Here is a 21,541-nt window from a genome sequence, read left to right as displayed (position 1 = left end):
GTTGAAGGGGCCTCAACCCACCGAGGCCTTTTTTGAACCAAACAACGTCGAGGCATGGCCGGAGATTCTACGGAAAAAGAGGGCCCGAAGCCCGTATCGGAACGGAGCGGAAGCGACGAGAAGAGCAACTTTATCCGCGACATCGTGGCGGAGGATCTCCGAACGGGCCGGGTCGACCGGGTCGTCGTACGTTTCCCGCCCGAGCCGAACGGCTATCTGCACATCGGCCATGCAAAATCCATCGTGCTCAACTTCGGCCTCGCCGGGGAGTTTGACGGCGTCTGCAATCTCCGCTTCGACGACACGAACCCCGAGACGGAAGACGTCGAATACGTCGAAGCGATCAAGCGCGACGTCCGGTGGCTCGGCTATGAATGGGGCGAGCGCGAGTTTTACGCTTCGGACTATTTCGAGCAGCTCTACGACTGGGCCGTCGAACTGATCAAGAAGGGGAAGGCGTACGTCGACGACCTGAGCCTCGAAGAGATCCGGGCGATGCGGGGGACGGTCACCGAGCCGGGGCAGGAGAGTCCGTATCGAAACCGGACGGTGGAGGAGAACCTCGACCTTTTCCGCCGCATGCGCGAAGGGGCCTTCGGCGATGGGGAGAAGGTGCTGCGGGCTAAGATCGACATGGCCTCGCCGAACATGAAGATGCGCGACCCGCTCATGTACCGCATCCGGCACGCCACCCATTATCGCCGGGGCGACGAATGGTGCATCTTCCCCATGTACGACTGGGCCCACGGGCAGTCCGACGCCATCGAAGGCATCACGCATTCCATTTGCACCCTCGAGTTTGTCAACAACCGCGAGTTGTACGACTGGTTTCTCGACACACTCGGCATCGACCCGCGGCCGCGTCAGTACGAGTTCGCCCGGCTGAATCTGACGTACACGGTGATGAGCAAACGAAAGCTCCGGGTGCTCGTGGAGGAGGGGCGCGTCTCCGGGTGGGACGACCCCCGCATGCCTACGATCTCGGGGCTCCGTCGCCGCGGGGTGACCCCTGAAGCAATTCGTGCTTTCTGCGAGCGGATCGGGGTGACGAAGGTGGACAGCCGCGTGGACCTGGCCGTTTTCGAGCACAGCATCCGGGACGACCTCAACTACCGGGCGCCCCGGGTGATGTGCGTATTGCGCCCGTTGAAGGTGGTGATCACGAATTATCCGGAAGACGAAGTCGAGTGGCTCGAAGCCTCGTACTGGCCGCACGACGTCCCGAAAGAGGGCACGCGCAAGGTCCCGTTCTCCCGGGAGCTGTTCATCGAGCGGGACGACTTCATGGAGCATCCGACCCGTCGTTTCCACCGGCTCGCTCCGGGGAAGGAAGTGCGGCTCCGGTACGCTTACATCATCCGATGCGAAGAGGTGGTCCGGGATGAGCAGGGCGAGATCGTCGAACTCCGGTGCACGTACGATCCCGAAACGTTGAGCGGAAGACCACAGGCCAACCGCAGCGTGAAGGGCACGATTCACTGGGTCGATGCCGCGCTGTCCCGCGTCGCTGAGGTGCGTCTGTACGACCGCCTCTTCCACGCCCCGGATCCCGACGCCGGAGAAGAGGATTTCCGGACCCACCTCAACCCCGATTCCGTGGTCGTCGTCCCCGACGCGCGCATCGAGCCGAGCGTCACCGGCGACCCGGCGGGCACGCGGTATCAGTTCGAACGCCAGGGGTATTTCTGGCCGGATCCTCTCGACTCTGCCCCCGACGCGCTGGTCTTCAACCGGATCGTGCCCCTGCGCGACACGTGGGCGAAGATCGCCGCCGCCTCGAAGACGACGAACGGGAAGAAACCCCGCCGGAAGACCGAACCGTCCGAGCGCGCACCGAAGCCTTCATCCGGCTGGCGCGCCGTCGATCCGCTCGAAGGGCTCACGCCCGCACAGCGCGAGCGGTATGCCCGATATCTGTCCGAATACGGCCTTCAGGCTCATGAGGCCGCCCTGCTTGCCGCCGAGGAACGGCTGGCGCGCTTTTTCGAAGAGGCCCTCGAAACACACCACAACCCCCGGGGGGCGGCCAACTGGATCATCCACGAGTTGCTCCGGGCGCGGAAAGAACGCACGCTGGACGAACTGCCCGTAGGACCGAAGGAACTTGCCCGGCTCGTCGCTCTCATCGACCGAGACGTCATCTCCGGACGCATCGCCAAGGAAGTGTTCACGCTCATGATGAGCGAAGGCGGAGATCCGGAAGTGATCGTCGAGCGACACGGGCTCAACCAGATCTCGGACCGGGAGACGCTTGCCGGCTTGGTCAACGAGGTGATGGCGGCGTTCCCCGAAAAGGTGGAGGCGTACCGGAAGGGGAAGCGAGGTTTGATGGGCTTTTTTTTCGGTCAGATCATGAAAAAAACCGGTGGACGTGCGAACCCGGACGTTCTCAAAATAATTCTTTCGGATAAATTAGAAGGCTGAGACCGCCATAAATGATATCACGCGGCTATTTTGGAAGGAAGGAGTCCTTCTGGGGCGAATGACAGTTTGTCCTTTTTGATTCATTAAACTTTACGCAGGCCTGTTACGTCTTCCCCGCTCAATGGGATAACAGAGGACGTTTTACATGGATGATTTCTGACTCGGGTCGGGTGAGCGGGATTTTAAGGATTCTGTTGAATCACTTTGGGATGATTTCTTGTAGAGGAAAGGCAAATAGGTAATAGCGTAAGCTTCTGTGAGTGCTCTGTGTCTCCACATGAAACATTGCAATAGTTGCATGAAATTGACAAGAGAGGACCAGGATATATTATCGAGGCACCCCCTCTTTATAGCAGGGCAGTCAGCAGGCTGGGACCTTGTGAAAGGGGGGGCATCCGTCAAGCCTTTTCCGAAGCATGCCCTGTTTTTTCAACATGGAGATCCCTATCAGGGAGTTTACATCGTTATCTCCGGAATCGTCAAATTATACAGGAATGGTCCTTTCGGACGCCAGATCGTGATGCGCATCGTGCATGCCGGTGAATCTTTTGCGGAAGGACCTCTGGTGAAAAGAGAACCCAACCGCCGATATTTGCTCTCGGCCAGGGCGCTGGAGAATACCCGGGTTCTTTTCTTACCCGTAAAAATCGTTGATGAGTTGGTCGAAGGCCGGCCGGACATATACAAGGCCTTCATGCAATCCATGGGTATTGGAATCGAACGTGTGCTTGATCATTTCGAAGCTATTGGGCTCCTGTCCGTTCCCGGTAGATTGATCTTCTATCTGGTGAATCATGCAATTTGTGATGAGAAAAATAATAAAAAAATCGTGGAGCTTTCCATATCTAAAAAGACCCTTGCAAGTTATCTCGGGACAGTCCCCGAGACTCTTTCCCGAGCCTTTCGGCAATTGCTGAATGAGGGTATGATATCGTATGAAGGATCCAGGATTGTCATCGTAGATCCAGGAAGGATGCGAAAGATTCTGCATGGAGAAGAAAAAATTTAATCAAGCTCCATACTTGACTTTTATCAATGCAAAGGGGCGATTTCTTCCGATAAATTCACAAAAACCATTTCGCAATCTGGAGCCCGGTTGGCCTTTAGGCCGGGTATCCCCCAACCCCGCCCCCCATGTCCACCGACAAAAACCCTTCCCGGGTAGAGGTCGTCGTCGTCATGTTGATCTTCGTCATCCTGGGCTTTCCTCTCGTCGGGTATCTCTGGGAGACGTTGAATCAGTTGATGTCGGCAGAGGTTCAGGGAGATCGTCTGCTGCTCTCGGTGCCTGTTCTGTTGATTTTGCTTGGCCTCTGGAGGGTCCTGGGGAAACGTGTCAGACAGTGGAACCCTTAAGGAAGTGTTTGTGCCGACGTGTTTTTTTGTCGTCTACCCCGCATAATCGTACGTGTGTGAACCATGGAAAACGTTCCAAACCGATCGGCCGAGACATCTGTTGAGCAAGGGGCGGCGGAAGTGTCTGCGCTTGCTCCGGCTACCGGGGTGGATGTCTCGAGGGAGCCGAAGTTTTCGGAGCATGAGGAGCCCGTCGTAACCGGCACACTGTTCCTCACGCTCATTTTTCTGATGATGATCCTCGGTTTCTGGGTCACGGTATACTACATGCTGATCACCCGCTAGTGCTATGAGCAAAGTCCTCGTGTATGAGAAGTCTTTCTTGACGACCGGCGTCATCCTGCTGATCCTTTGTCTCGGCGCGCTCGTATATGCGACCCTCGCTATGGGCATTCACTTGCCGGGCCGGGCCGGGATCCTTGATCCTGCCCTGCTCAATACGACGCCGCCCTTCGATCAACCCGGAGTGCGTCAAACGGGGCCGAATGCCTATGAGGTCGTTGTCCGCGCCTATGCCTTCGGCTATGAGCCGTCGGAGATCCGTGTGCCTGCCGGCGCCGAGATCACTTTTGTCGGCAGTTCGCGCGATGTGATTCACGGATTCAATATCGAAGGCACCCGCATCAACATGATGCTCATCCCCGGTCAGGTCTCGAAAAACGTGTATACGTTCAAAGAGCCGGGTGAGCATCTGCTGATCTGCCATGAGTATTGCGGGGTAGGTCACCATTTCATGCACGGAAAGGTTATCGCTGAATAAAGATCTTGGGTATGACCATGAGCGCAACCACGACGACGGCAGCTGCCACCGTTCTCAACCCTTCCGGATTTCAGCTTCCCGAGCGTCAATTGAGAGCTCTTCGATGGACCATCTACATCGGATACATGGCGCTCACGGCCGGTATCTTTCATGGTCTGGCCCAGGCCCTCTCTTATGCTAACATCGACATCCTCAAATTCTTTCCTTTTCTGAGGAGCTATTATCAGGGGTTGACGGCCCACGGGGTGGCGAATGTGATCGTCTTCACGTTCTCATTCTCCAACGCCTTCCTTCCGCTTCTCGTGGCGCGAGCGTTCGCGCGCAAGCTCAACGAGGGACTGCTCTGGGCATCGCTGGGCTCTCTTGCGCTTGGTAATATTCTGCTGATTTACTCGATTGCCTCCGGGAAAGCGAGTGTGTTGTACACGTCATACGCCCCCCTTCAGGCCCACGTGACGTTCTATCTGGGCGTGGTGCTGGTCGTGGTGAGCACGTGGTTGGCGCTCGCAAACATGCTCGTGGTTTACGTTTCCTGGCGCAAGGAGCATCCCGGTCTACGCATTCCGCTGTTGGCGTTCGTCTGTCTGACGAGCTATCTCATGTGGTTCCTGGCTTCGCTGCCCGACGCCGTCAATCTGTTGGCTTTTCTGATTCCCTGGAGCGTGGGATGGCTCGAAAAGACCGATCCTTTGCTCAATCGCACCCTTTTCTGGTTCACGGGGCACGCCATCGTGTATGCCTGGCTCTTGCCGGCTTACGTCTCGTGGTACCTCCTGATTCCAAAGCAGGTTGGCGGACGAATCATTAGCGATTCCCTCACCCGATTCGTGTTCATTCTCTTTCTCCTGCTCTCCATCCCGACGGGTTTTCATCATCAATACACCGACCCGGGTATTTCGCAGGGGATGAAGTTCGTGCATGCCATCCTCACCTTCGGCGTATTCTTTCCGAGTCTGGCGACGGCCTTTTCGGTGGCGGCTTCGCTGGAGATGGGGGGGCGCAACCATGGAGGTCGCGGACTCCTTGGATGGATCAAGAAATTGCCGTGGTCCAATCCCTCGGTGTTGGCTCAATTGCTTGCCATGATCGCTTTCGTGTTCGGGGGCATCACGGGATTGATCAATGCAAGCTATACCATGAATCAGGTCATTCACAACACGACGTGGATTCCCGGTCACTTTCACATGACCGTCGGCAGCGCCGTTGCCCTGACGCTCGTCGGCGTAGCCTACTGGCTCATCCCCTACCTGACCGGGCGCAAGCTCTGGAACACCCGACTGGCGCTGGTTTCCTCGTGGACGTATTTCGTCGGAGTTCTGATATTTGCCAGGGGAATGGCCGATGCCGGGCTTCATGGAATGCCGCGCCGCATCTACCGGGTACAGGCGGGATATAACAACATCGAATGGGATCTGGGCGGCGTGCTCACGGGAATCGGCGGGAGCTTAATGTTCGTCGGTCTGTTGCTGTTCTTCGTGATTATCGCCATGACGATCTTTTTCGGGAAGAAAGGCGAGGCGCCCCGGGATATCCCGTGGTCGGAGACGCTCACGGCCCCGAAATTGTCGGGCTGGGAGGTGCGTTATGATAACCTGAAGCTCTGGGTCGTCGTGGCGATTGTCCTCATCTTGATCGCCTACGGGCCTTTCTTCCTGGGGATGTATAGCCCCAACTTCGTCTCTCCCGGATTCAAATTCTTTTAGGCGATCCGGATCGGTAGGCGCAACGAGCGCGATCGTGTAGGGCGGCTTGCCGGACGATGATTCCGGATTAACGAGCCTGCTCCGCAAGCAACCGCTCGATCAGATCCACCGTGGAAATGCCTTCCGCTTCCGCGTTGAAGTTCGGCACGATCCGGTGGCGCAAGACCGGGACGGCCATCCGGTTCACGTCGGCGATGAGGGGGGTGAGACGGCCGTCGAGAAGGGCGAGGGCCTTTGCGCCGAGGATCAGGTACTGGGAGGCGCGCGGCCCGGCCCCGTAGCTCAGATAATTGGTCACGAACTCCGGTGCGCCCTCACGCCCCGGGCGGGTTTTCCCCACGAGCGAGACGGCATACTCGATCACGTTGTCGGCCACGGGCGCTTCCCGTACGAATTGCTGGTAGCGCATGAGTTCTTCTCGGGTCATGACGGCCTCGGCGCGCGCGTCCCGGGCGCTCGTGGTGTTGCGGACGATGCGCACCTCGTCGTCGAACGAAGGGTAGTCGAGCCAGAGGTTGAGCATGAAGCGGTCGAGCTGGGCTTCGGGGAGGGGATAGGTGCCCTCCTGTTCGATGGGGTTCTGCGTGGCGAGGACGAAGAACGGCTCTTCGAGCACGAAGGTGTTGCCGGCGGCGGTGACGTGATGCTCCTGCATGGCTTCGAGCAGGGCCGCCTGGGTCTTCGGCGGCGTGCGGTTGATCTCGTCGGCGAGGATCACGTTCGCGAAGATGGGGCCGCGCACGAACTTGAACCCACGACGGCCGGTCGAGGCGTCTTCTTCAATGATCTCCGTGCCGGTGATGTCGCCGGGCATGAGGTCCGGGGTGAACTGGATACGATTGAAGCGAAGGTGGAGCGCATCGGCGAGCGTGCGGATCAACAGCGTTTTGGCCAGACCCGGCACACCCACGAGCAGCGCATGTCCCCGGCAGATCAGGCTGACGAAAACGAGTTCGATGATGTCCTGTTGTCCGACGATGACCTTGCCGATCTCGTCGCGCAGGCGGCGATAGCCGGTTTGAAGGGCCTCGAGTTCCGTGGAAGAGGTTGTCGTCTGCTCAGCTTGCGCCATGCCTGGCCTGGGGTTAAAGGATGAGAAGGGGATGCGGGGAAAAAAACCGGACCGTCAGGATCTCCCCATGAGGTGGGGGCGAATCCGAGTCATTCGGGAGGAAGAGCGCTTTGTTTCGTGTCGCATCGAAGCGCTCAGTTTCGCGCCATGGGGTCGTTCGAAGCCTCGCCCCGGATGTCGATGTAGACCTCTTTGCGGAGCCGGTCGTACCATTCGCCGAGCACGCGATTCTGCTTTTCCCGAAGCGCGTACTGCTGGATCAGCTCATAGTCGGTGTCGATGTTGACGCGATGGGCGGGCGTGTGGCGTTCGAGCTTGACGATGTGGTAGGCGCGGCGTCCGTTGAGCAGCTCCACAGGCGCCGGCTCACTGACCTCGCCTACGTCGAGATTGCTCAGCGTCGCCCGCCAGTCCGGGCCCAGGGCGGCGAGCACCAGGTCGCGTTCGCCGGACTGCGGGTCGAGCACGCGTCCGCCGCGCATTGCGGAGGCTTTCTCCTGTGAATGACGGCGCGCCATCAACTCGAACGGGAGGTCGAGGGTCAGGATGGAGTCCCGCACGGCGGTGAGGAAGGCGATGGCCTCCGTCGGGTCGGATTTGCTCTCGTCGAAAGCGATGAGGATATGGTTGTAATCGATGACGTCTCCGAGGCGTTTGTTGAGCCGGAGAATGTGGAGCCCGAACTGCGTCTCGAAGACCTGAGAGACCTGTCCGACCGGCGCGCGGGAGGCGACGGCGGCGAACTCGGGCACCACTTCTTTGAGGCTCATGCTCTCGTATCGTCCTCCGTTGGCCGCTGAACCGGGATCGTCGGAGAACAGTCGGGCCATCTCTTCGAACGAGGCGCCGCCGACCACGATGGAATCTCGGATCGCGGTAATGATCTCCCGGGCCTCCTCGCGCGCCTCATCGCTCACGTCGGGGAATCGCACGATGTGGGAGAGGCGGACGACTTCGGGGAACATGGGCAAAGAGTCGGTCGGGAAGCGGTTGAACCATTCCTTCACCTCGCTCGGGGTAATCTTGACTTCGCGAAGCTTGCGGTTGCGAAGCTGCTCGGCCAGCATCTGGTCCCGAAACTCTTCCCGGAGGTCGGCCTTGATCTCGATGATGCTTTTGCCGTAAAGTTCTTCGAGGCGTTGCTGGCTCCCGAGCTGCGCGGTCATTTGCTGGATGCGCTGATCGAGGGACTGTTCCACCTGGGCGTCGGTCACCTGTATGGTGGTGTCCCGCTTGGCATGGATCGTCAGGACCTTCTCATTGATCATCTGGTTGAGGGCGTCGTTCCAGAGGTCTTTTGAATAGGACAGCTTTTGTTGCCGAAGGAGCCCGGCCACGAAGCCGTCCACGTCGGAACGAAGGATGATCTGGTCGCCGACGACGGCCACGATCTCATCGAGGACCCTGGTCTCCTGGGCGCGGGAAGGGAGCGCGGCGAGAAGGCTCAGCAGGAGCGCGCAGAGGAGGCCGGAGGCGGAGGGAAAAAACTTCATTTCAGCTGGGATAAGTCAACGCAAGAGGGAAGGACCGGCGCAGCGGCCAATCGAACCCGTAGGAAAAGGAACGCGCGGACGAGCCGCATATTGCGCGAAGGGGAGTAAGACGGCGGCTCGAAGCGCGTGCATGGCGCGCGGGGCGGGGATGGCGTGTGGCCTTACTTGATCTCCAGGTTTTCCCGGGCCAGCGCTTCATTTCTCAGGCGTTGAACCTGACGGGCATACATCTGTTTCCGCGCCTCGATGGTGAGCCGTTGCTTCAACTCGCTTTCGATCCATGCCAGTTCGGGCACGGAGCCGGGCGGCGCCCGGTCGACGAGTTGGAGCACGTGGTATACGCCGTCGTACTCGATGAGGGGAGAGACGTCCCCTTTCGAGAGCCCCCGCAATTCTTCCTGAATCGCGGGTTGCGCCGTGAAAAGGCGGCTCTCGGGAAAGTAGGACCGGGAGAGTCCGAGCACGCCGTCGGGGTCGTCGGCGTACCGGCGCGCGAGGGCGGCCCACGCGGAGTCGGGATCCGGCGTCCGGTCGATCCGGAGCAAGGCGCGACGGACGGCCATCGCTGAGTCGACGTTGGCTGTCGAGAGATAGCGGACGCGAACGAAGGGCTCGCGGAGCCGCAGTTGGTCTCGGTGCTGCTCGAAGTATGCCTGAAGCGCCTCCTTCGAGGGAGGCGTCGCTTCATCCTCAAAGAGCCGGTTCACGTACGCGCTGATGAGCACGGAACGTTCGTTCTCTTCGAGAAGACGTCGCACTTCCGGATCGTTGCGGAGCCTGCGCCGTCGGGCTTCCTGATACAGGAGCTCGTTGTTGACCCACTGCTCGATGATCTGTTGCTGGGCCTCCGTCGAATCCTGAAGGAACGGGAGCGACTCGAGAGCCGCCGAGAGCTCGTCCCGGGTCAGGTAACGGTCCCCCACGCGCGCCACATAGTCCGGCCTCGTCGCTTCCTGCCCGCACCCGGCGAGGAGGAGCGTGACCCACGCAAAGACGAAAGGGAAGAACCAGGCGGAGCGTCTATTGGGTGGAAGAAGCTGAGGAGGCACTGTCGGTCGGTTCATGTTGGAAGGCGCGCGTGAGGCGCTCGGGAAACAGCCGCGCGTGATACCGCTGGTGGAGTCGGGCCAGAAGCCGGTCTTCGAGCACTTTCTGGTAATCGTTGATCACCTCGGCTTGCGCTTCTTCAAAGGATTTGGCCCGGGCCGGCTCCACACCGTCATTCACCATCAAAATGAAGCCCTTCGTGTACGGTACGGCGTTCGTATGCGCGCCCGGCTCCAGGTCGAGGGCCTGGTCGAAGACCGAATTGGTGGGGCCTTCGACGAAGGTCGTGTCCACGCTCAGGTTATGGTCGGGATCAAACAGGACGGACGCCTCGGCTTCGGCGACGGACATTCCGGCGTCGAGCTGCGCGCCCAGGGCGTTCAGCAACGAGTCCGAGGCGCTGTAGAAACTGATGATCCGGGTGCGGTCCGGGAAACGATATTTTTCCGCGTGCGCCTCGTAGTATGAGCGGAGCGCGGCTGAGTCCTGGGCAGCGGCTGTCCAGACGGAATCTTCCATCAAACGGAACAACAACAGGCCGTTGCGGAACTCGTCCATCGTGGCCCGGAAGTCCGGGTCCCGTTCTTCGAGCTTGCTCACTTCGACGTCGACGGCCCGGTCATCGAGGAACGTGTTGATTCCCTGAAGAATCATCTTGCGCGCATCCTGCTGGCGGGGGACCGTGTTCTTTTGCGTGAATGCGATCAGTTCGCCGAGTGTGTACGTCGAGTCGCCAATGGAAGCGAACTTGAGGGCGATGAGGGAGTCGGGAAGGCCGCCCCGCGAGAAGACCATGAAGACGGAGTCGGCCGAAGTGGTGTCGAAGACGCTGTAGACGAGGGTGGTGTCGAGCCAGTCGCCTTCGCGTTCACGGATCTGGGCGGCGAACTTTTTCATGGATTCGGTGGAGCGGGGGAGACGGGCGAGCGCCGCCTTCAGATCCTCCTTCGACGCTTCGAACGAGCGGGGTTCACGGATCTCGACGAGTTTGATGATGTGGTAGCCGAAACGGCTCAGAACGGGCTCCGAAAGGTCGCCGACGTGCTGGAGGGCAAAGGCGGTCGATTTCAGGGGCTCGATGAGGCGGCTGTCGTAGGAGACGAAGCCGATGTCGCCGCCGGCGCGGGCGCTGCCCATGTCCTCGGAGTACTCTTTCGCCACCTCGGCGAAGTCCCGGCCCTCGGCGAGGAGGGCGCGGACGGAGTCCACACGGGCGAGGGCGGCCAGGGTGTCGGCAGCCGTGTTCCCCTTAATGCGGATCATGATGTGGGCGATGCGGATGTCGTTCGGCTTCGCTTTGTGATCGTGGACGTAGACAAGGTGGTACCCGTAGGGAGAACGGAAAATCTCGGAGACCTGACCGACGGGCGTTTTGAAGGCGACGTCTTCGAAGGCCTTGACCATGCGACCGCCGGAGAAATAGCCGAGCCGCCCGCGCGCGCCGAGGCCGTTGCTCTGCGCAGAGGGGTCTTCGGAATGACGATAGGCGAGCGCTCCGAAGTCGACGCCCTGAAGCACCGAGTCGCGGAGGGCGGCGATCCGGCGGTAGGCCTCGAGCGTATCCTCGGGCGAAGCGTTGGGAGCCAGGCGAATCAAGATGTGGCTGGCGTCAACGACCTCCTTCTTCTTCTCGTACAGATCGCGAAGCAACGGATCGGTGACCCGCTGTTCGAGCAGATAGGGCCGGGCCAGCTGATTGCGATACCGGGCAATCTCCGTCTGAAGCGACGAGTCCCGGTCGAGACCGGCATCCTTCGCCGCCTGTACTTTCAGCCGAAAGTCGAGATAGCGCTTGAGAAAATCCTGATATTCCGAGAGGGAGTCATCGGCGGCCGCCGCACGACCGCCCACCGAGCGCGCATATTGCGTCTCGAACTCGTCGAGCGTGACGACGCCGCCGTCGAAGAGCGCGACGACGTCCGAGGGGGGATCGTTCGTCGGAGGTGTCATTTCCCGAGGGCCGCTGCATCCGACGAGCAAAAAGGCGATCAGGCCCGTGAAAGTCAGCAGTATCGAGCGATGGACGTTCCTGTGCGTGCGCATGAATCCTTGTGTGGTTTTGTGGACAGTGGCGGGTCTCTGTGATATATAGATCTGATCCGCAAGCAATAAATCCCGACGATGCAGGGCTGTTGCGTCGGTCGCCTCTTACCGAGATACGCCCGCTTTGATTCTTTGCGAGGCGATGTTTTGGTTCGAAAACTCGAAAAACGGCAACTTTTGCGCTGCGGTCCGGTCCATTAAGAACAGATTGATGACCGGCGCCAGGGAAATCAACGGACAGACGCGATGCAGATGGACGACAAGGTCCTGATCGAAGCCTTTCAGGCGGGAGACGAGTTCGCTTTCGTCTCGCTCTACAACCGATACAAGGGCCCCGTGTACGCCTTTTGTGTCAAAATGCTCCTCGACAAGCCCGTTGCTCAGGACGTGATGCAGGAGACGTTTCTCCGGCTTTATGAGAACCGGGACCGTCTCATGAAGACCTCGTCCTTCAAGGCATGGCTCTTCACCATTGCGCGGAACCAGTGCCTGAACCATCTGCGGCGCACCACGCGTCACGTGCCGCTCGACGAGGCGACGCCGCCCGTGTCCGGCGCCGACACGCCCGGCGCCCGGATGGAGAAGAGCGAACAGGTCGAGATGGTGACGCGCTTTCTGGCGCAACTCAAGCCGGATTACCGGGAAGTGATCATCCTCAGGGAATATCAGAACCTGAGCTATGAAGAGATCGCCGCGGTGACGCGGAGCAGCCTCAGCGCCGTCAAGTCGCGGCTGTTCAAGGCGCGGCGGAAACTGGCCGCGTTCATGGCGCCGGCCGTCCGCGATGAGCGGGCCGCCCTCTCGCGCGGCGCGGCGAACGACTGAACGCGACGCTCCTCAGAAAAGTAAACGTCGAGATAGATCATGGATACTTCAATGTCGGCCCCTACCGGGACGTCTCCGTGCCGGGGCGCCATGGAGGAGACGCTGAACCTGTACCTCGACGGCGAGCTCTCCGTGGAGATGCAGCCGTTCCTCTTCGCGCATCTCTCCGTATGCGCCTCCTGCCGTCGCCGCTTCGATTCGGTGCTCCGGTTCCGGCGCATGAGCCGGCAGGAATACCTCGTGGTGCCGCCTTCGGTGGACGATGCCTTTTTCGAGAAACTTGCCCGGCACAAAACGGTGAGCCTCCGTGTGGACCGGGCCTCCGACCGCCGTCCTCTGTGGAACCTGCGCACGCCCGTCTCGCTTCGCTCAGCGGTCATCGTGGCCCTCGTGCTGTTCCTCATCGGTGTGATGCTGCCCGGCTCCACCACGCCCGATAATCAAACCGGCGCAGCCGTGCGCGGCGAAGAGGAGCGTGTGGAGTTCGTCGACCTCGAAGTGGCCCCGAGTCGGTTCGAAGCTGTCTACGTGTTCTATCCCGGCCTCACCATCGAGGCGAAACAGATCGCGACGGAGGAGCCTTGAGGGGTCGGGTGAGCGACCTCCCCTTGCCCGGGCGCATCTCCTTCGGGGGGTGCGCCTTCGTTCGTCCCGGACCGGGGGCGTGTCGGAAAAAGGGAGCCGGTCGTCGCGCAGGGGCGCCGCATTTTTCATCCCAAATCTGCGTGGAAAGGCGGGGTCGGGGGAAAAGGGGTCGAAGGGGGTTCGTATTATCTCCCTCCCGAATCGGGAACCCCACGAACCATCTCGATGAGTGATCATGGCTGACCAGGACACCGTGCGCGTGCGTTTCGCGCCCAGCCCGACGGGGCTGCTCCACATCGGCGGGCTGCGCACGGCGCTGTATAATTATCTCTTCGCTCGAAAACACGGCGGGCACTTTGTCCTCCGCATCGAGGACACCGACCGGAGCCGGTTCGTGGCGGAAGCCGAGGCCGACATTCTCGAATCGCTCGCATGGGCCGGGCTCGACTACGACGAGGGGCCGGAGAAAGGCGGCCCGCACGCGCCGTATCATCAGTCGGAACGAAAGGAAGTATACGACCGGTATGCCCGGGCGCTCCTCGAGGCCGGACGCGCGTATTACGCCTTCGACACGCCCGAGGAGATCGAGCGTATGCGGAAAGAACGCGCCACGCCCGAGAACCCTTCGCCGAAGTACGACGCCGTGACGCGCGTCCACATGACGAACAGCCTCACGCTTCCCGCCGAGGAGGTCCGGCGGCGCCTCGCGGGGGGAGCGCCGCACGTGGTCCGTCTGAAAGTCGATCCCGGTGAGACGGTGACGTTCCGCGACCTCATCCGGGGGGAAGTCTCCTTCGACACGGGGGAGATCGACGATCAGGTGCTCGTCAAGTCGGACGGCATGCCGACGTATCACCTCGCCAACGTGGTGGACGATCACCTCATGCGCATCACGCACGTCATCCGGGGCGAAGAATGGCTGCCGTCCACGCCGAAGCACGTCCTCATGTATCGCGCGCTCGGGTGGGAGCCGCCGGAGATGGCGCATCTGCCGCTCATCCTCAGCCCCACCGGAGGCAAGCTCTCCAAGCGGAACGCCGACAAGATGGGCATCCCCGTCTCCGTTCGTCAGTATCGGGAGGAAGGCTACGAACCCGAAGCGCTCCTCAACTTCCTCGCTTTCCTCGGATGGAATCCCGGGGACGAGCGCGAAATCTTCCGCCTGCCCGAACTCGTCGAGGCCTTCTCCATCGAGCGGGTAGGGTCGAGCGGCGTGCAATTCAACCTCGACAAGCTCCGGTGGTACAATGAGCAGTACCTCCGGATGATGACTCCGGATGAGCTCGTCGAGAGGGTGCGGCCGTATCTCGAAAAAGAGGGCATCACGACGGACGAGGCCTACCTTCGGCGCGTCGTCGGGCTCATGCGGGAACGCATCTCTTTCGCGAAGGACCTCGCAACGGCAGCCCGGTATTTCTTCGAAGATCCGACCGAGTACGATCCGAAGGGCGTGAAGAAGCGGTGGAAGGCGGATGCGGCGGAACTCGTCGCGGCGTATGCGGACCGGCTCGAAGCGCTCGAGACGTTCGATGAGGCCTCCGTCGAGGCGGCCCTTCGCGCGCTGGCCGAGGAGAAGGGCGTCGGCGCGGGGCGCATCATTCACCCGGTGCGGCTTGCGCTCAGCGGCGTCACCTTCGGCCCGAGTCTCTTTGCGATGATGGAGACGCTCGGCAAGGAGACGTGCCTCCGTCGCCTGCGACGCGCCGTCGAGGCGCTCGGCGCGGCGGCGTGACGGCGCGTGCGCGCTCACGGTCCGAGCGCGGCAAAGGTGTCCACGCGATCGGGGTGGCGCAGGTGTTCGACGGCCACACCGACGGCCTCGCGGACGGCGGGCGCATCCGGGGGGAGCCCCTCATATAGCGCGCCGCCCTGAAACGGACCGGTCGTGCGGACGAGGAGCTCACAGCCGAAATGGACGGCGCACCCGCGCAACTCGTCGGCGTCGATGAGGACGGCGCGAGCCGGACCGAGGGCGTGGCGATAGGCCCCCAGGAACGCGCGAAGAAGCGTGCGGGCAGGCGCGGCATCGGGCGCGCGGTGGGCGTGCATCCACAGGTGCGCAGCGAGGTGGGCCACGTCCTGAAGCGGCCGTCCGTAATGGACGAACTCCCAGTCGATCAGCCGCAAACCCGCCGGCGTGACGAGGACCGAAGCGGGCCAGAGGTCGCCCATGAGCAGGCACCGGCCGGGGGCGAGGAGGGCTTCGCCGAGGGCGACGGCGGTCGCGCCGAGGGCCGCTGCGTCCGGCACGCCGCCTCGCGCGCACATCGCTTCGATGCCGCGGTATTGAACGGCGAGCCGTGTCTCCTGTATGGCGCGGTTCCGGAAGCCGGCGGCGAGGCGTTCGTCGCCGGCACTGACGCGGTGCAGGCTCCCGATGAAGGCGCCGAGAGTGCGACCGGCTTCGCGAGCGTCACCCGGCGTGCGGGGGAGGGCGCGGAGCCATGCGCCAAGGTCGGGCGCCTCACCCAGGTCTTCCATCAGGAGCGCGTGGGCGTCCGGGTCGAAGGCGAGCAGACGGGGCGGGCGAACGGCTTCGCGGGCAAGCGCGGTGAGCGAGCCGCCGTCGGCAAACGCTTCGAGCGCGCGGGCTTCGAAGGCGAGGCGCGAAGGGTCGAGGGGGATCTCCGGCGCGCGGGCGATGAATGGCGGGGCGTGCTTGACCACGACCGACCCCTCGCGCCCTTCCACGCGCCACACGTAGTTGAGGTTGCCGCCGTGGAGCGGGCGCGCGCCCGTCGGCGCAAAGCCGGGAAGCTGCCGCGCCACAAACGCCCGCACGGCCTCAGGCGTTCGCATGGCCGACCTCCGCATAGACGGCGAGCAGCCGCTGCGCCGCGACGAACGGGCTGGTCCGCCCCTCGACCACGGCCGTTTCGAGCGGGCCGAGGGCTTCCATGACCTTCGGATGGGAGAAGAAGTCGGCGCGGAGCCGGTGTTCGATGGTCTGCATCATCCAGTGGCGCGCCTGCTCCCGCCGGTGCTTCTCGAAGAAGCCGGTCTCGGTCGCATGGGCGCGATAGGCCTCGATGGTCTCCCAGAGCGTGTCGAGGCCCGCGCCGGTGCGCGCCGAACACGTCAACGCGGGGGGACGCCATCCGGAGCGTGGCGGGGGAAACATCCGGAGGGCGCTTCGAAGTTGCGCCTGCGCCGTCTCGGCGCGCGCGAGGTTGTCGCCGTCGGCTTTCGTCACGGCCACGGCATCGGCCATCTCGATGATGCCGCGTTTGATGCCCTGAAGCTCGTCGCCTGCGCCGGCCAGGACGAGCAGAAGGAAGAAATCGACCATCGAATGCACGGTCGTCTCCGACTGTCCCACGCCCACGGTCTCGACGAAGACGACGTCGTAACCGGCGGCTTCGCACAGGATGATCGTCTCTCGTGTGCGGCGGGCGACGCCGCCGAGCGAGCCGGCGCTCGGGCTCGGGCGGATGAAGGCGTTCGGGTCGGCGGCGAGGCGGCTCATGCGCGTCTTGTCGCCGAGGATGCTGCCTTTCGTGCGGGTACTGCTCGGGTCGATGGCGAGCACGGCGACCCGGTGTTCGCGCGCGGTCAGCCGACGGCCGAGCGCTTCGATGAGCGTGCTCTTGCCCACGCCCGGGGCGCCCGTGATGCCCACGCGGATGCTCCGGCCCGAAAACGGGAGGCACCGCTCGATGATCTCCTGCGCCCGTCGCTGATGGTCTTCGCGCGTGCTCTCGATGAGCGTGATCGCGCGACCGAGCGCCACGCGGTCGCCCGCGCGGATGCCCGTCACGAACGCCTCGACCGAAAGCGCGCGCCGACGGCTCTTCTTCTCGAGCTCAGGGTTGATCGAGGGCATCTCCTCCACGCCGGGGCGAACCCGAAGCGCATCGTCTTTCGGTTGCTTTCCCTCGTCTCTGGGCAAAACGTTCCTTCGTGAAAAATGATGGGGGTCAGGATGCGTCGGGAGCTTCGTGTTCGGAGCGCAGGCGGGCGATGAGCACGTCGAGGATCTCTTGCGCCGCTTTCGAGACGACGGTTCCGGGACCGAAGATGCCCGAGGCGCCCGCCGCATAGAGCGCCTCGTAGTCCTGGACCGGGATGACGCCGCCCACGACGACCATGATGTCGTCGCGCCCGAGCGTGTGGAGCGCCTCGATGACCTGCGGCACGAGGGTCTTGTGCGCGCCGGCGAGGCTGGAGATGCCGAGGATGTGCACGTCGTTCTCGACGGCCTGTCGCGCGGCTTCTTCCGGCGTCTGAAAGAGCGGCCCGATATCCACGTCGAAGCCGAGATCGGCAAAGCTCGTGGCGATGACCTTCGCGCCCCGGTCGTGGCCGTCCTGTCCGAGCTTGGCGACGAGGATGCGCGGGCGGCGGCCTTCGAGTTCGGCAAAGGTGTCGGCGAGGCGACGGGCGCGCACGAAGTCCTCGTCCTGGCCCGCCTCGGCGGCATAGACGCCCGAGACGGATCGGATGTCGGCTTCGTATCGACCAAAGACTTTTTCCATGGCGAATGAGATTTCTCCGAGGGTGGCCCTCACGCGGGCGGCGTCCACGCTGAAGGCGAGGAGGTTGCCTTCGCCGGTGGCGGCGCACCGGGTGAGCGCGTCGAGGGCCTTCTCCACGGCGCGGGCGTCGCGCTCGGCCTTGATTCTATGCAGACGGGCGATCTGTTGCTCCCGCACCGCCGCGTGGTCCACTTCGAGGATGTCGAGGGGCGCCTCATGTTCGAGACGGTGTCGGTTCACCCCCACGATGACCTCTTTGCCGGTGTCGATGCGCGCCTGCCGCCGGGCGGCGGCCTCCTCGATGCGGAGCTTCGGCAACCCGGCCTCGATGGCCTTTGTCATGCCGCCTCGCGCCTCCACCTCCTCGATGAGCATCCACGCCCGACGCGTCAGATGATGCGTCAGGTATTCCACGTAATACGATCCGCCCCACGGGTCGATGACGCGCGTGAGGTCGGTTTCCTGCTGAAGATAGATCTGGGTGTTTCGGGCGATGCGGGCAGAGAAGTCGGTCGGCAGGGCGATGGCTTCGTCGAGGGCGTTCGTGTGAAGGGACTGCGTGTGTCCAAGCGCGGCGGCGAGCGCCTCGATGCACGTCCGGGTCACGTTATTGAACGGGTCCTGTTCGGTGAGACTCCACCCGGAGGTCTGACAGTGCGTCCGAAGCGTCATCGACTTCGGGTTCTTTGGGGCGAAGGCTTTCACGATCTTCGCCCACAGCATCCGCGCCGCCCGCAGTTTGGCGATCTCCATGAAATGGTTCATCCCGATGCCGAAGAAGAACGAGATGCGCGGAGCGAAGGCGTCGATTTCGAGTCCTGCCTTCAGCCCCGTTCGGAGATATTCGAGGCCGTCGGCGAGGGTGTACGCGAGCTCGATGTCCGCCGAGCCGCCCGCCTCCTGAATGTGGTACCCGCTCACGGAGATCGAATTGAAACGCGGCATCCGCTGCGACGTGAAGGCGAAGATGTCGCCGACGATGCGCATGGACGGCTCCGGCGGGTAGATGTACGTGTTCCGGACCATGAACTCCTTGAGGATGTCGTTCTGAATGGTCCCGGTCAACTGTTCGGGGCGCACCCCCTGTTCTTCGGCGGCGATGAGGAAGAAGGCGAGCACGGGGAGCACGGCTCCGTTCATGGTCATCGAGACGGACATGCGGTCGAGCGGGATGCCGTCGAAGAGGATTTTCATGTCCTCGACCGTGTCAATGGCGACGCCGGCCTTCCCCACGTCCCCGACCACGCGCGGGTGGTCGGAGTCATATCCGCGATGGGTGGGCAGGTCGAAGGCGACGGAGAGGCCCTTCTGTCCGGCGGCGAGGTTTCGGCGGTAGAAGGCGTTCGAGGCTTCAGCCGTGGAGAACCCCGCGTATTGACGGATGGTCCACGGACGGACCGTATACATCGAGGCGTACGGACCCCTCAGAAAGGGCGGAAGTCCGGCGGCGTACGCGAGGTGTTCCATGCCCTCGAGGTCCGCCTCGGTGAACACGCGTCGCACCGGGATGCCCTCGGCCGTCATCCATGAAGGGGCGTCCGTGGGGGCGTCCGATGCGGCGTCGGGGCGATAGTCAATCTTCGAGAAGTCTGGGCGCATGATTCGGCAGCGTGGAGCGCGGTCGGTTCAGCTTTCGTCTCCCTCGGAACGGATGCCGAGGCGGGTCTGAAAAGCTTCGAGGATCGTGAGGACGTCGGCGCCTGCGTAGATGAACCCGTCGATGCTTTCGGCGAGGGGTTCCGGGACCGCGTCGGGGCGCGTCGCCACGACGAGGAGCGGGCGCGCATCTCCGGCTTCGAGACTTCGCCGGAGGGACGGAACGATGACGGGGTAGTCGGCGTCCGGCGCGCAGACGACGACGATCTCGTCGCCGCTCGCGAGGGCCGCCGCCGCGCCTTCTTCCGGCGTCTCGAACCCCAGGTTCTCATGGACGACGAACCCCGCGCACCCGAAGAAATTGCGGGCGAAGGCGGCGCGGGCGCTTCGCACGGCGGGAGCGCCGAGGGGCAGGAGGAAGACGGCAGGCGTGCGGCCGCTCGCGCGGGCAAAACGCTCGGTGCGAAGGCGGAGACGCTCGAACGGCTCCGAGTCGCGAAGAGGTACGAGCGCGGGGGCGGTGCGCGGAGGCTCGGTCCCGCGCTCGGCCAGGAGATCGGCGAGGACGGCGCCCCGGTTAAGCGCGCCCATCAGGGCTTCGAGCGATGCTTCGGCGATGGCGATCCCCCGAGCCTCCGTGAGCGCCGCACCTTCGGGGAGGGCTTCGACGGCTTCGAGCTTGCGCTCGTCGAGGTCGGGATAAACGCTCGTTCCGACGAAGGGCCGCCGCCGCGTGGCCACCGCGCGCGCACGCTTCTGCCGCGTCTCAGCGATGCGCGCAGCCACGAAGCCATCGGTCATCGCAGGGATCATCCCGCCCCGCGCTTCGACTTCCCGGAAAAGTCCCCACGCCGCCCGCGCGAGGCTGTCCGTGAGTGTTTCGAGATAATACGAGCCTGCCGCCGGATCGACGACACGATCGAGGTAGGCTTCGTGTTTGAGGATGAGGCCCGCGTTTCGAGCCATGCGGTGCGAGAAGGCGTCCGGCCGGCCGAGCGCGGCGTCGTGCGGGGGAAGGCCGAGCGTGTCGCACCCGCCGATGAGCGCCGCCGCCGCCTCGGTCGTGTTCCGAAGCATGTTCACATACGGGTCGTACACGGTGAGGTGCCGGCGGGACCCTTCGGCGTGAATGAAGGCGCGACCCGCCTCCCTGGCCTCAGGCGCATAGGCCTCGACGAGCCGGGCGAAGAGCATCCGGAGCGCGCGAAACTGCGCGATGCTCATGAAGTAGCTCACCCCGACCGGTATGATGAAGTGCATCCTCCGCGCGATCTCGGGGACGGAGAGCCCCCGGTCGGTGAGTTCGGCGAGGCAGGCGCTCGCGCTTGCCAGGGTGAAGGCGAGCGTCTGCGTGGTCGAGGCTCCGGCGTCGTGGTACACGGAGGCGTCGCAGGCGAGGAGACGAAGGGCGGGCGCGAGCGACCGTGCCTCTTCGAGCGCGCGCGCGGTGGCGTCGAAGGCCGCGCCGGGGGCGAGGCGGCCCGTCCGGGCGAAAGCGCCGAGGGGATCATGCGCGACGGAGCCGCGCAGCCGGTCGAGCGCGACGCCGCGCGAGCGGGCCGTGCGGAGCCACAGGGCGAGAAGGGGGAGGGAGGCGCGCCCGGCCATGAAATGAAGCGGGACCTCGTCGAGCGGAAGACCTTCGGTGAGCCGCGCGAAGTCGTCGAGCGATTGCACGGGGACGCCCTGCACGCGCCCGCCCCGGACGTCGAGGCGGAAGCCGAGCGCATCGGCGCCCATCGCGAGGGCTCGCCGCGCCAGCCGGTTCGCCTCGTCCACGTCCGCCACGGCCAGGTCCGTACGGATCGAAGCGGGCGCGCCGTCCGGTTGCGGGCCGCGCATGAAAGGGAACGCGCCCGGAAGGGCGTGCCGCGCGCCGAGGTCGGGAAGGTCCTCCGCCGTATAGAAGGGCGCGACATCGAAGCCCTCCAACGTGTGCCAGACGAGGCTTTCGAGAGGCTTCCCCTTGAGATCGACCCGAATCTTTTCCTCCCATGCCGTACGCTTCACGGGCGGAAACTCGGAAAAGAGCGGCGTGCCGGTCGGTTGCTCGGGAGTCATGGGCTAATCGAAAGGCGTGGAAAGTGGGTTGGAGCGAGAGCCGCTCGGCGGCAAGATACGATGCCGTGCGCGGATGATGGCGCGCCCAAGGTCAAAACGAT

Annotated in this window: 17 protein-coding genes; 9 read left to right on the top strand and 8 right to left on the bottom strand. The window is 63.1% G+C overall.

Annotated features, from left to right (window positions below):
- The first annotated feature begins 54 nt into the window (after nt 1-54).
- The 6 genes from AC1HIY_RS05080 (at nt 55) to AC1HIY_RS05055 (ending at nt 6,243) form a co-directional block, all read left to right on the top strand.
- Nucleotides 55-2,424 carry a glutamine--tRNA ligase/YqeY domain fusion protein gene (locus tag AC1HIY_RS05080; protein ID WP_479575628.1) on the top strand — a complete coding sequence of 790 codons (2,370 nt, stop codon included), beginning with the start codon at nt 55-57 and terminating at the stop codon, nt 2,422-2,424.
- Between the two features lie 298 nt (nt 2,425-2,722).
- Nucleotides 2,723-3,433, top strand: coding sequence for a Crp/Fnr family transcriptional regulator (locus AC1HIY_RS05075; protein WP_479575627.1), 711 nt, complete (start codon nt 2,723-2,725; stop codon nt 3,431-3,433).
- Nucleotides 3,434-3,558: 125 nt separating this feature from the next.
- A complete protein-coding gene (locus tag AC1HIY_RS05070; RefSeq protein WP_479575626.1) occupies nt 3,559-3,780 on the top strand; it encodes a hypothetical protein in 222 nt (73 codons plus the stop codon).
- Nucleotides 3,781-3,843: 63 nt separating this feature from the next.
- On the top strand, nt 3,844-4,065 hold the full coding sequence (locus tag AC1HIY_RS05065) for a cytochrome c oxidase subunit 2A (RefSeq protein WP_479575625.1): 222 nt from the start codon (nt 3,844-3,846) through the stop codon (nt 4,063-4,065).
- A gap of 4 nt (nt 4,066-4,069) precedes the next feature.
- Nucleotides 4,070-4,540, top strand: a complete 471-nt coding sequence (locus AC1HIY_RS05060) for a cytochrome c oxidase subunit II (RefSeq protein WP_479575624.1) — start codon at nt 4,070-4,072, stop codon at nt 4,538-4,540.
- 17 nt (nt 4,541-4,557) lie between these two features.
- Nucleotides 4,558-6,243 carry a cbb3-type cytochrome c oxidase subunit I gene (locus AC1HIY_RS05055; protein ID WP_479575623.1) on the top strand — a complete coding sequence of 562 codons (1,686 nt, stop codon included), beginning with the start codon at nt 4,558-4,560 and terminating at the stop codon, nt 6,241-6,243.
- A 67-nt stretch (nt 6,244-6,310) separates the two neighbouring features.
- Here AC1HIY_RS05055 and AC1HIY_RS05050 read toward each other — a convergent pair whose 3' ends face one another.
- From AC1HIY_RS05050 to AC1HIY_RS05035, 4 genes are all read right to left on the bottom strand, one after another.
- Nucleotides 6,311-7,315: an AAA family ATPase gene (locus tag AC1HIY_RS05050; RefSeq protein ID WP_479575622.1), complete on the bottom strand. Its 1,005-nt coding sequence runs from the start codon at nt 7,313-7,315 to the stop codon at nt 6,311-6,313.
- Nucleotides 7,316-7,449: 134 nt separating this feature from the next.
- A complete protein-coding gene (locus AC1HIY_RS05045) occupies nt 7,450-8,808 on the bottom strand; it encodes a peptidylprolyl isomerase (protein WP_479575621.1) in 1,359 nt (452 codons plus the stop codon).
- Nucleotides 8,809-8,969: 161 nt separating this feature from the next.
- Nucleotides 8,970-9,857, bottom strand: a complete 888-nt coding sequence (locus tag AC1HIY_RS05040) for a peptidylprolyl isomerase (RefSeq protein ID WP_479575620.1) — start codon at nt 9,855-9,857, stop codon at nt 8,970-8,972.
- Nucleotides 9,829-11,898, bottom strand: a complete 2,070-nt coding sequence (locus AC1HIY_RS05035) for a peptidylprolyl isomerase (protein WP_479575619.1) — start codon at nt 11,896-11,898, stop codon at nt 9,829-9,831. Before AC1HIY_RS05035 ends, AC1HIY_RS05040 begins: the two co-directional genes overlap by 29 nt.
- A 246-nt stretch (nt 11,899-12,144) precedes the next feature.
- On the opposite strand from AC1HIY_RS05035, the gene AC1HIY_RS05030 reads away from it, so the two are divergent.
- The 3 genes from AC1HIY_RS05030 (at nt 12,145) to gltX (ending at nt 15,040) form a co-directional block, all read left to right on the top strand.
- Nucleotides 12,145-12,723, top strand: a complete 579-nt coding sequence (locus AC1HIY_RS05030) for an RNA polymerase sigma factor (protein ID WP_479575618.1) — start codon at nt 12,145-12,147, stop codon at nt 12,721-12,723.
- A 39-nt stretch (nt 12,724-12,762) separates the two neighbouring features.
- The gene (locus AC1HIY_RS05025) at nt 12,763-13,308 is read left to right on the top strand and encodes an anti-sigma factor family protein (protein WP_479575617.1); all 546 of its coding nucleotides are present in this window, start codon (nt 12,763-12,765) and stop codon (nt 13,306-13,308) included.
- A 235-nt stretch (nt 13,309-13,543) separates the two neighbouring features.
- The gene (gene gltX, locus AC1HIY_RS05020) at nt 13,544-15,040 is read left to right on the top strand and encodes a glutamate--tRNA ligase (RefSeq protein WP_479575616.1); all 1,497 of its coding nucleotides are present in this window, start codon (nt 13,544-13,546) and stop codon (nt 15,038-15,040) included.
- A 14-nt stretch (nt 15,041-15,054) separates the two neighbouring features.
- Here gltX and AC1HIY_RS05015 read toward each other — a convergent pair whose 3' ends face one another.
- The 4 genes from AC1HIY_RS05015 to AC1HIY_RS05000 all read right to left on the bottom strand — a co-directional run bounded on the left by AC1HIY_RS05015 (nt 15,055) and on the right by AC1HIY_RS05000 (nt 21,440).
- On the bottom strand, nt 15,055-16,107 hold the full coding sequence (locus AC1HIY_RS05015; RefSeq protein ID WP_479575615.1) for a phosphotransferase: 1,053 nt from the start codon (nt 16,105-16,107) through the stop codon (nt 15,055-15,057).
- The gene (meaB, locus tag AC1HIY_RS05010) at nt 16,094-17,131 is read right to left on the bottom strand and encodes a methylmalonyl Co-A mutase-associated GTPase MeaB (RefSeq protein ID WP_479575827.1); all 1,038 of its coding nucleotides are present in this window, start codon (nt 17,129-17,131) and stop codon (nt 16,094-16,096) included. Before meaB ends, AC1HIY_RS05015 begins: the two co-directional genes overlap by 14 nt.
- Nucleotides 17,132-17,225: 94 nt before the next feature.
- The gene (gene scpA / locus AC1HIY_RS05005) at nt 17,226-19,382 is read right to left on the bottom strand and encodes a methylmalonyl-CoA mutase (protein ID WP_479575614.1); all 2,157 of its coding nucleotides are present in this window, start codon (nt 19,380-19,382) and stop codon (nt 17,226-17,228) included.
- A gap of 27 nt (nt 19,383-19,409) precedes the next feature.
- The gene (locus tag AC1HIY_RS05000; RefSeq protein WP_479575613.1) at nt 19,410-21,440 is read right to left on the bottom strand and encodes a methylmalonyl-CoA mutase family protein; all 2,031 of its coding nucleotides are present in this window, start codon (nt 21,438-21,440) and stop codon (nt 19,410-19,412) included.
- Nucleotides 21,441-21,541 lie beyond the last annotated feature (101 nt).

Source organism: Rhodocaloribacter sp., from assembly GCF_056451265.1.
The sequence above is the reverse complement of the archived record's forward strand: the minus strand, read 5'-3'. Positions and strand labels throughout refer to the sequence as shown.

Bases quoted from the DNA above. Each gene is read 5' to 3' on its own strand.
- AC1HIY_RS05060 (WP_479575624.1), top strand. From the start codon at position 4,070: ATGAGCAAAGTCCTCGTGTATGAGAAGTCTTTCTTGACGACCGGCGTC.
- meaB (WP_479575827.1), bottom strand. From the start codon at position 17,131: ATGCCCTCGATCAACCCTGAGCTCGAGAAGAAGAGCCGTCGGCGCGCG.
- scpA (WP_479575614.1), bottom strand. From the start codon at position 19,382: ATGCGCCCAGACTTCTCGAAGATTGACTATCGCCCCGACGCCGCATCG.
- AC1HIY_RS05080 (WP_479575628.1), top strand. From the start codon at position 55: ATGGCCGGAGATTCTACGGAAAAAGAGGGCCCGAAGCCCGTATCGGAA.
- AC1HIY_RS05015 (WP_479575615.1), bottom strand. From the start codon at position 16,107: ATGCGAACGCCTGAGGCCGTGCGGGCGTTTGTGGCGCGGCAGCTTCCC.
- AC1HIY_RS05075 (WP_479575627.1), top strand. From the start codon at position 2,723: ATGAAATTGACAAGAGAGGACCAGGATATATTATCGAGGCACCCCCTC.
- gltX (WP_479575616.1), top strand. From the start codon at position 13,544: ATGGCTGACCAGGACACCGTGCGCGTGCGTTTCGCGCCCAGCCCGACG.
- AC1HIY_RS05070 (WP_479575626.1), top strand. From the start codon at position 3,559: ATGTCCACCGACAAAAACCCTTCCCGGGTAGAGGTCGTCGTCGTCATG.
- AC1HIY_RS05045 (WP_479575621.1), bottom strand. From the start codon at position 8,808: ATGAAGTTTTTTCCCTCCGCCTCCGGCCTCCTCTGCGCGCTCCTGCTG.
- AC1HIY_RS05050 (WP_479575622.1), bottom strand. From the start codon at position 7,315: ATGGCGCAAGCTGAGCAGACGACAACCTCTTCCACGGAACTCGAGGCC.
- AC1HIY_RS05055 (WP_479575623.1), top strand. From the start codon at position 4,558: ATGAGCGCAACCACGACGACGGCAGCTGCCACCGTTCTCAACCCTTCC.
- AC1HIY_RS05025 (WP_479575617.1), top strand. From the start codon at position 12,763: ATGGATACTTCAATGTCGGCCCCTACCGGGACGTCTCCGTGCCGGGGC.
- AC1HIY_RS05030 (WP_479575618.1), top strand. From the start codon at position 12,145: ATGCAGATGGACGACAAGGTCCTGATCGAAGCCTTTCAGGCGGGAGAC.
- AC1HIY_RS05000 (WP_479575613.1), bottom strand. From the start codon at position 21,440: ATGACTCCCGAGCAACCGACCGGCACGCCGCTCTTTTCCGAGTTTCCG.
- AC1HIY_RS05065 (WP_479575625.1), top strand. From the start codon at position 3,844: ATGGAAAACGTTCCAAACCGATCGGCCGAGACATCTGTTGAGCAAGGG.
- AC1HIY_RS05035 (WP_479575619.1), bottom strand. From the start codon at position 11,898: ATGCGCACGCACAGGAACGTCCATCGCTCGATACTGCTGACTTTCACG.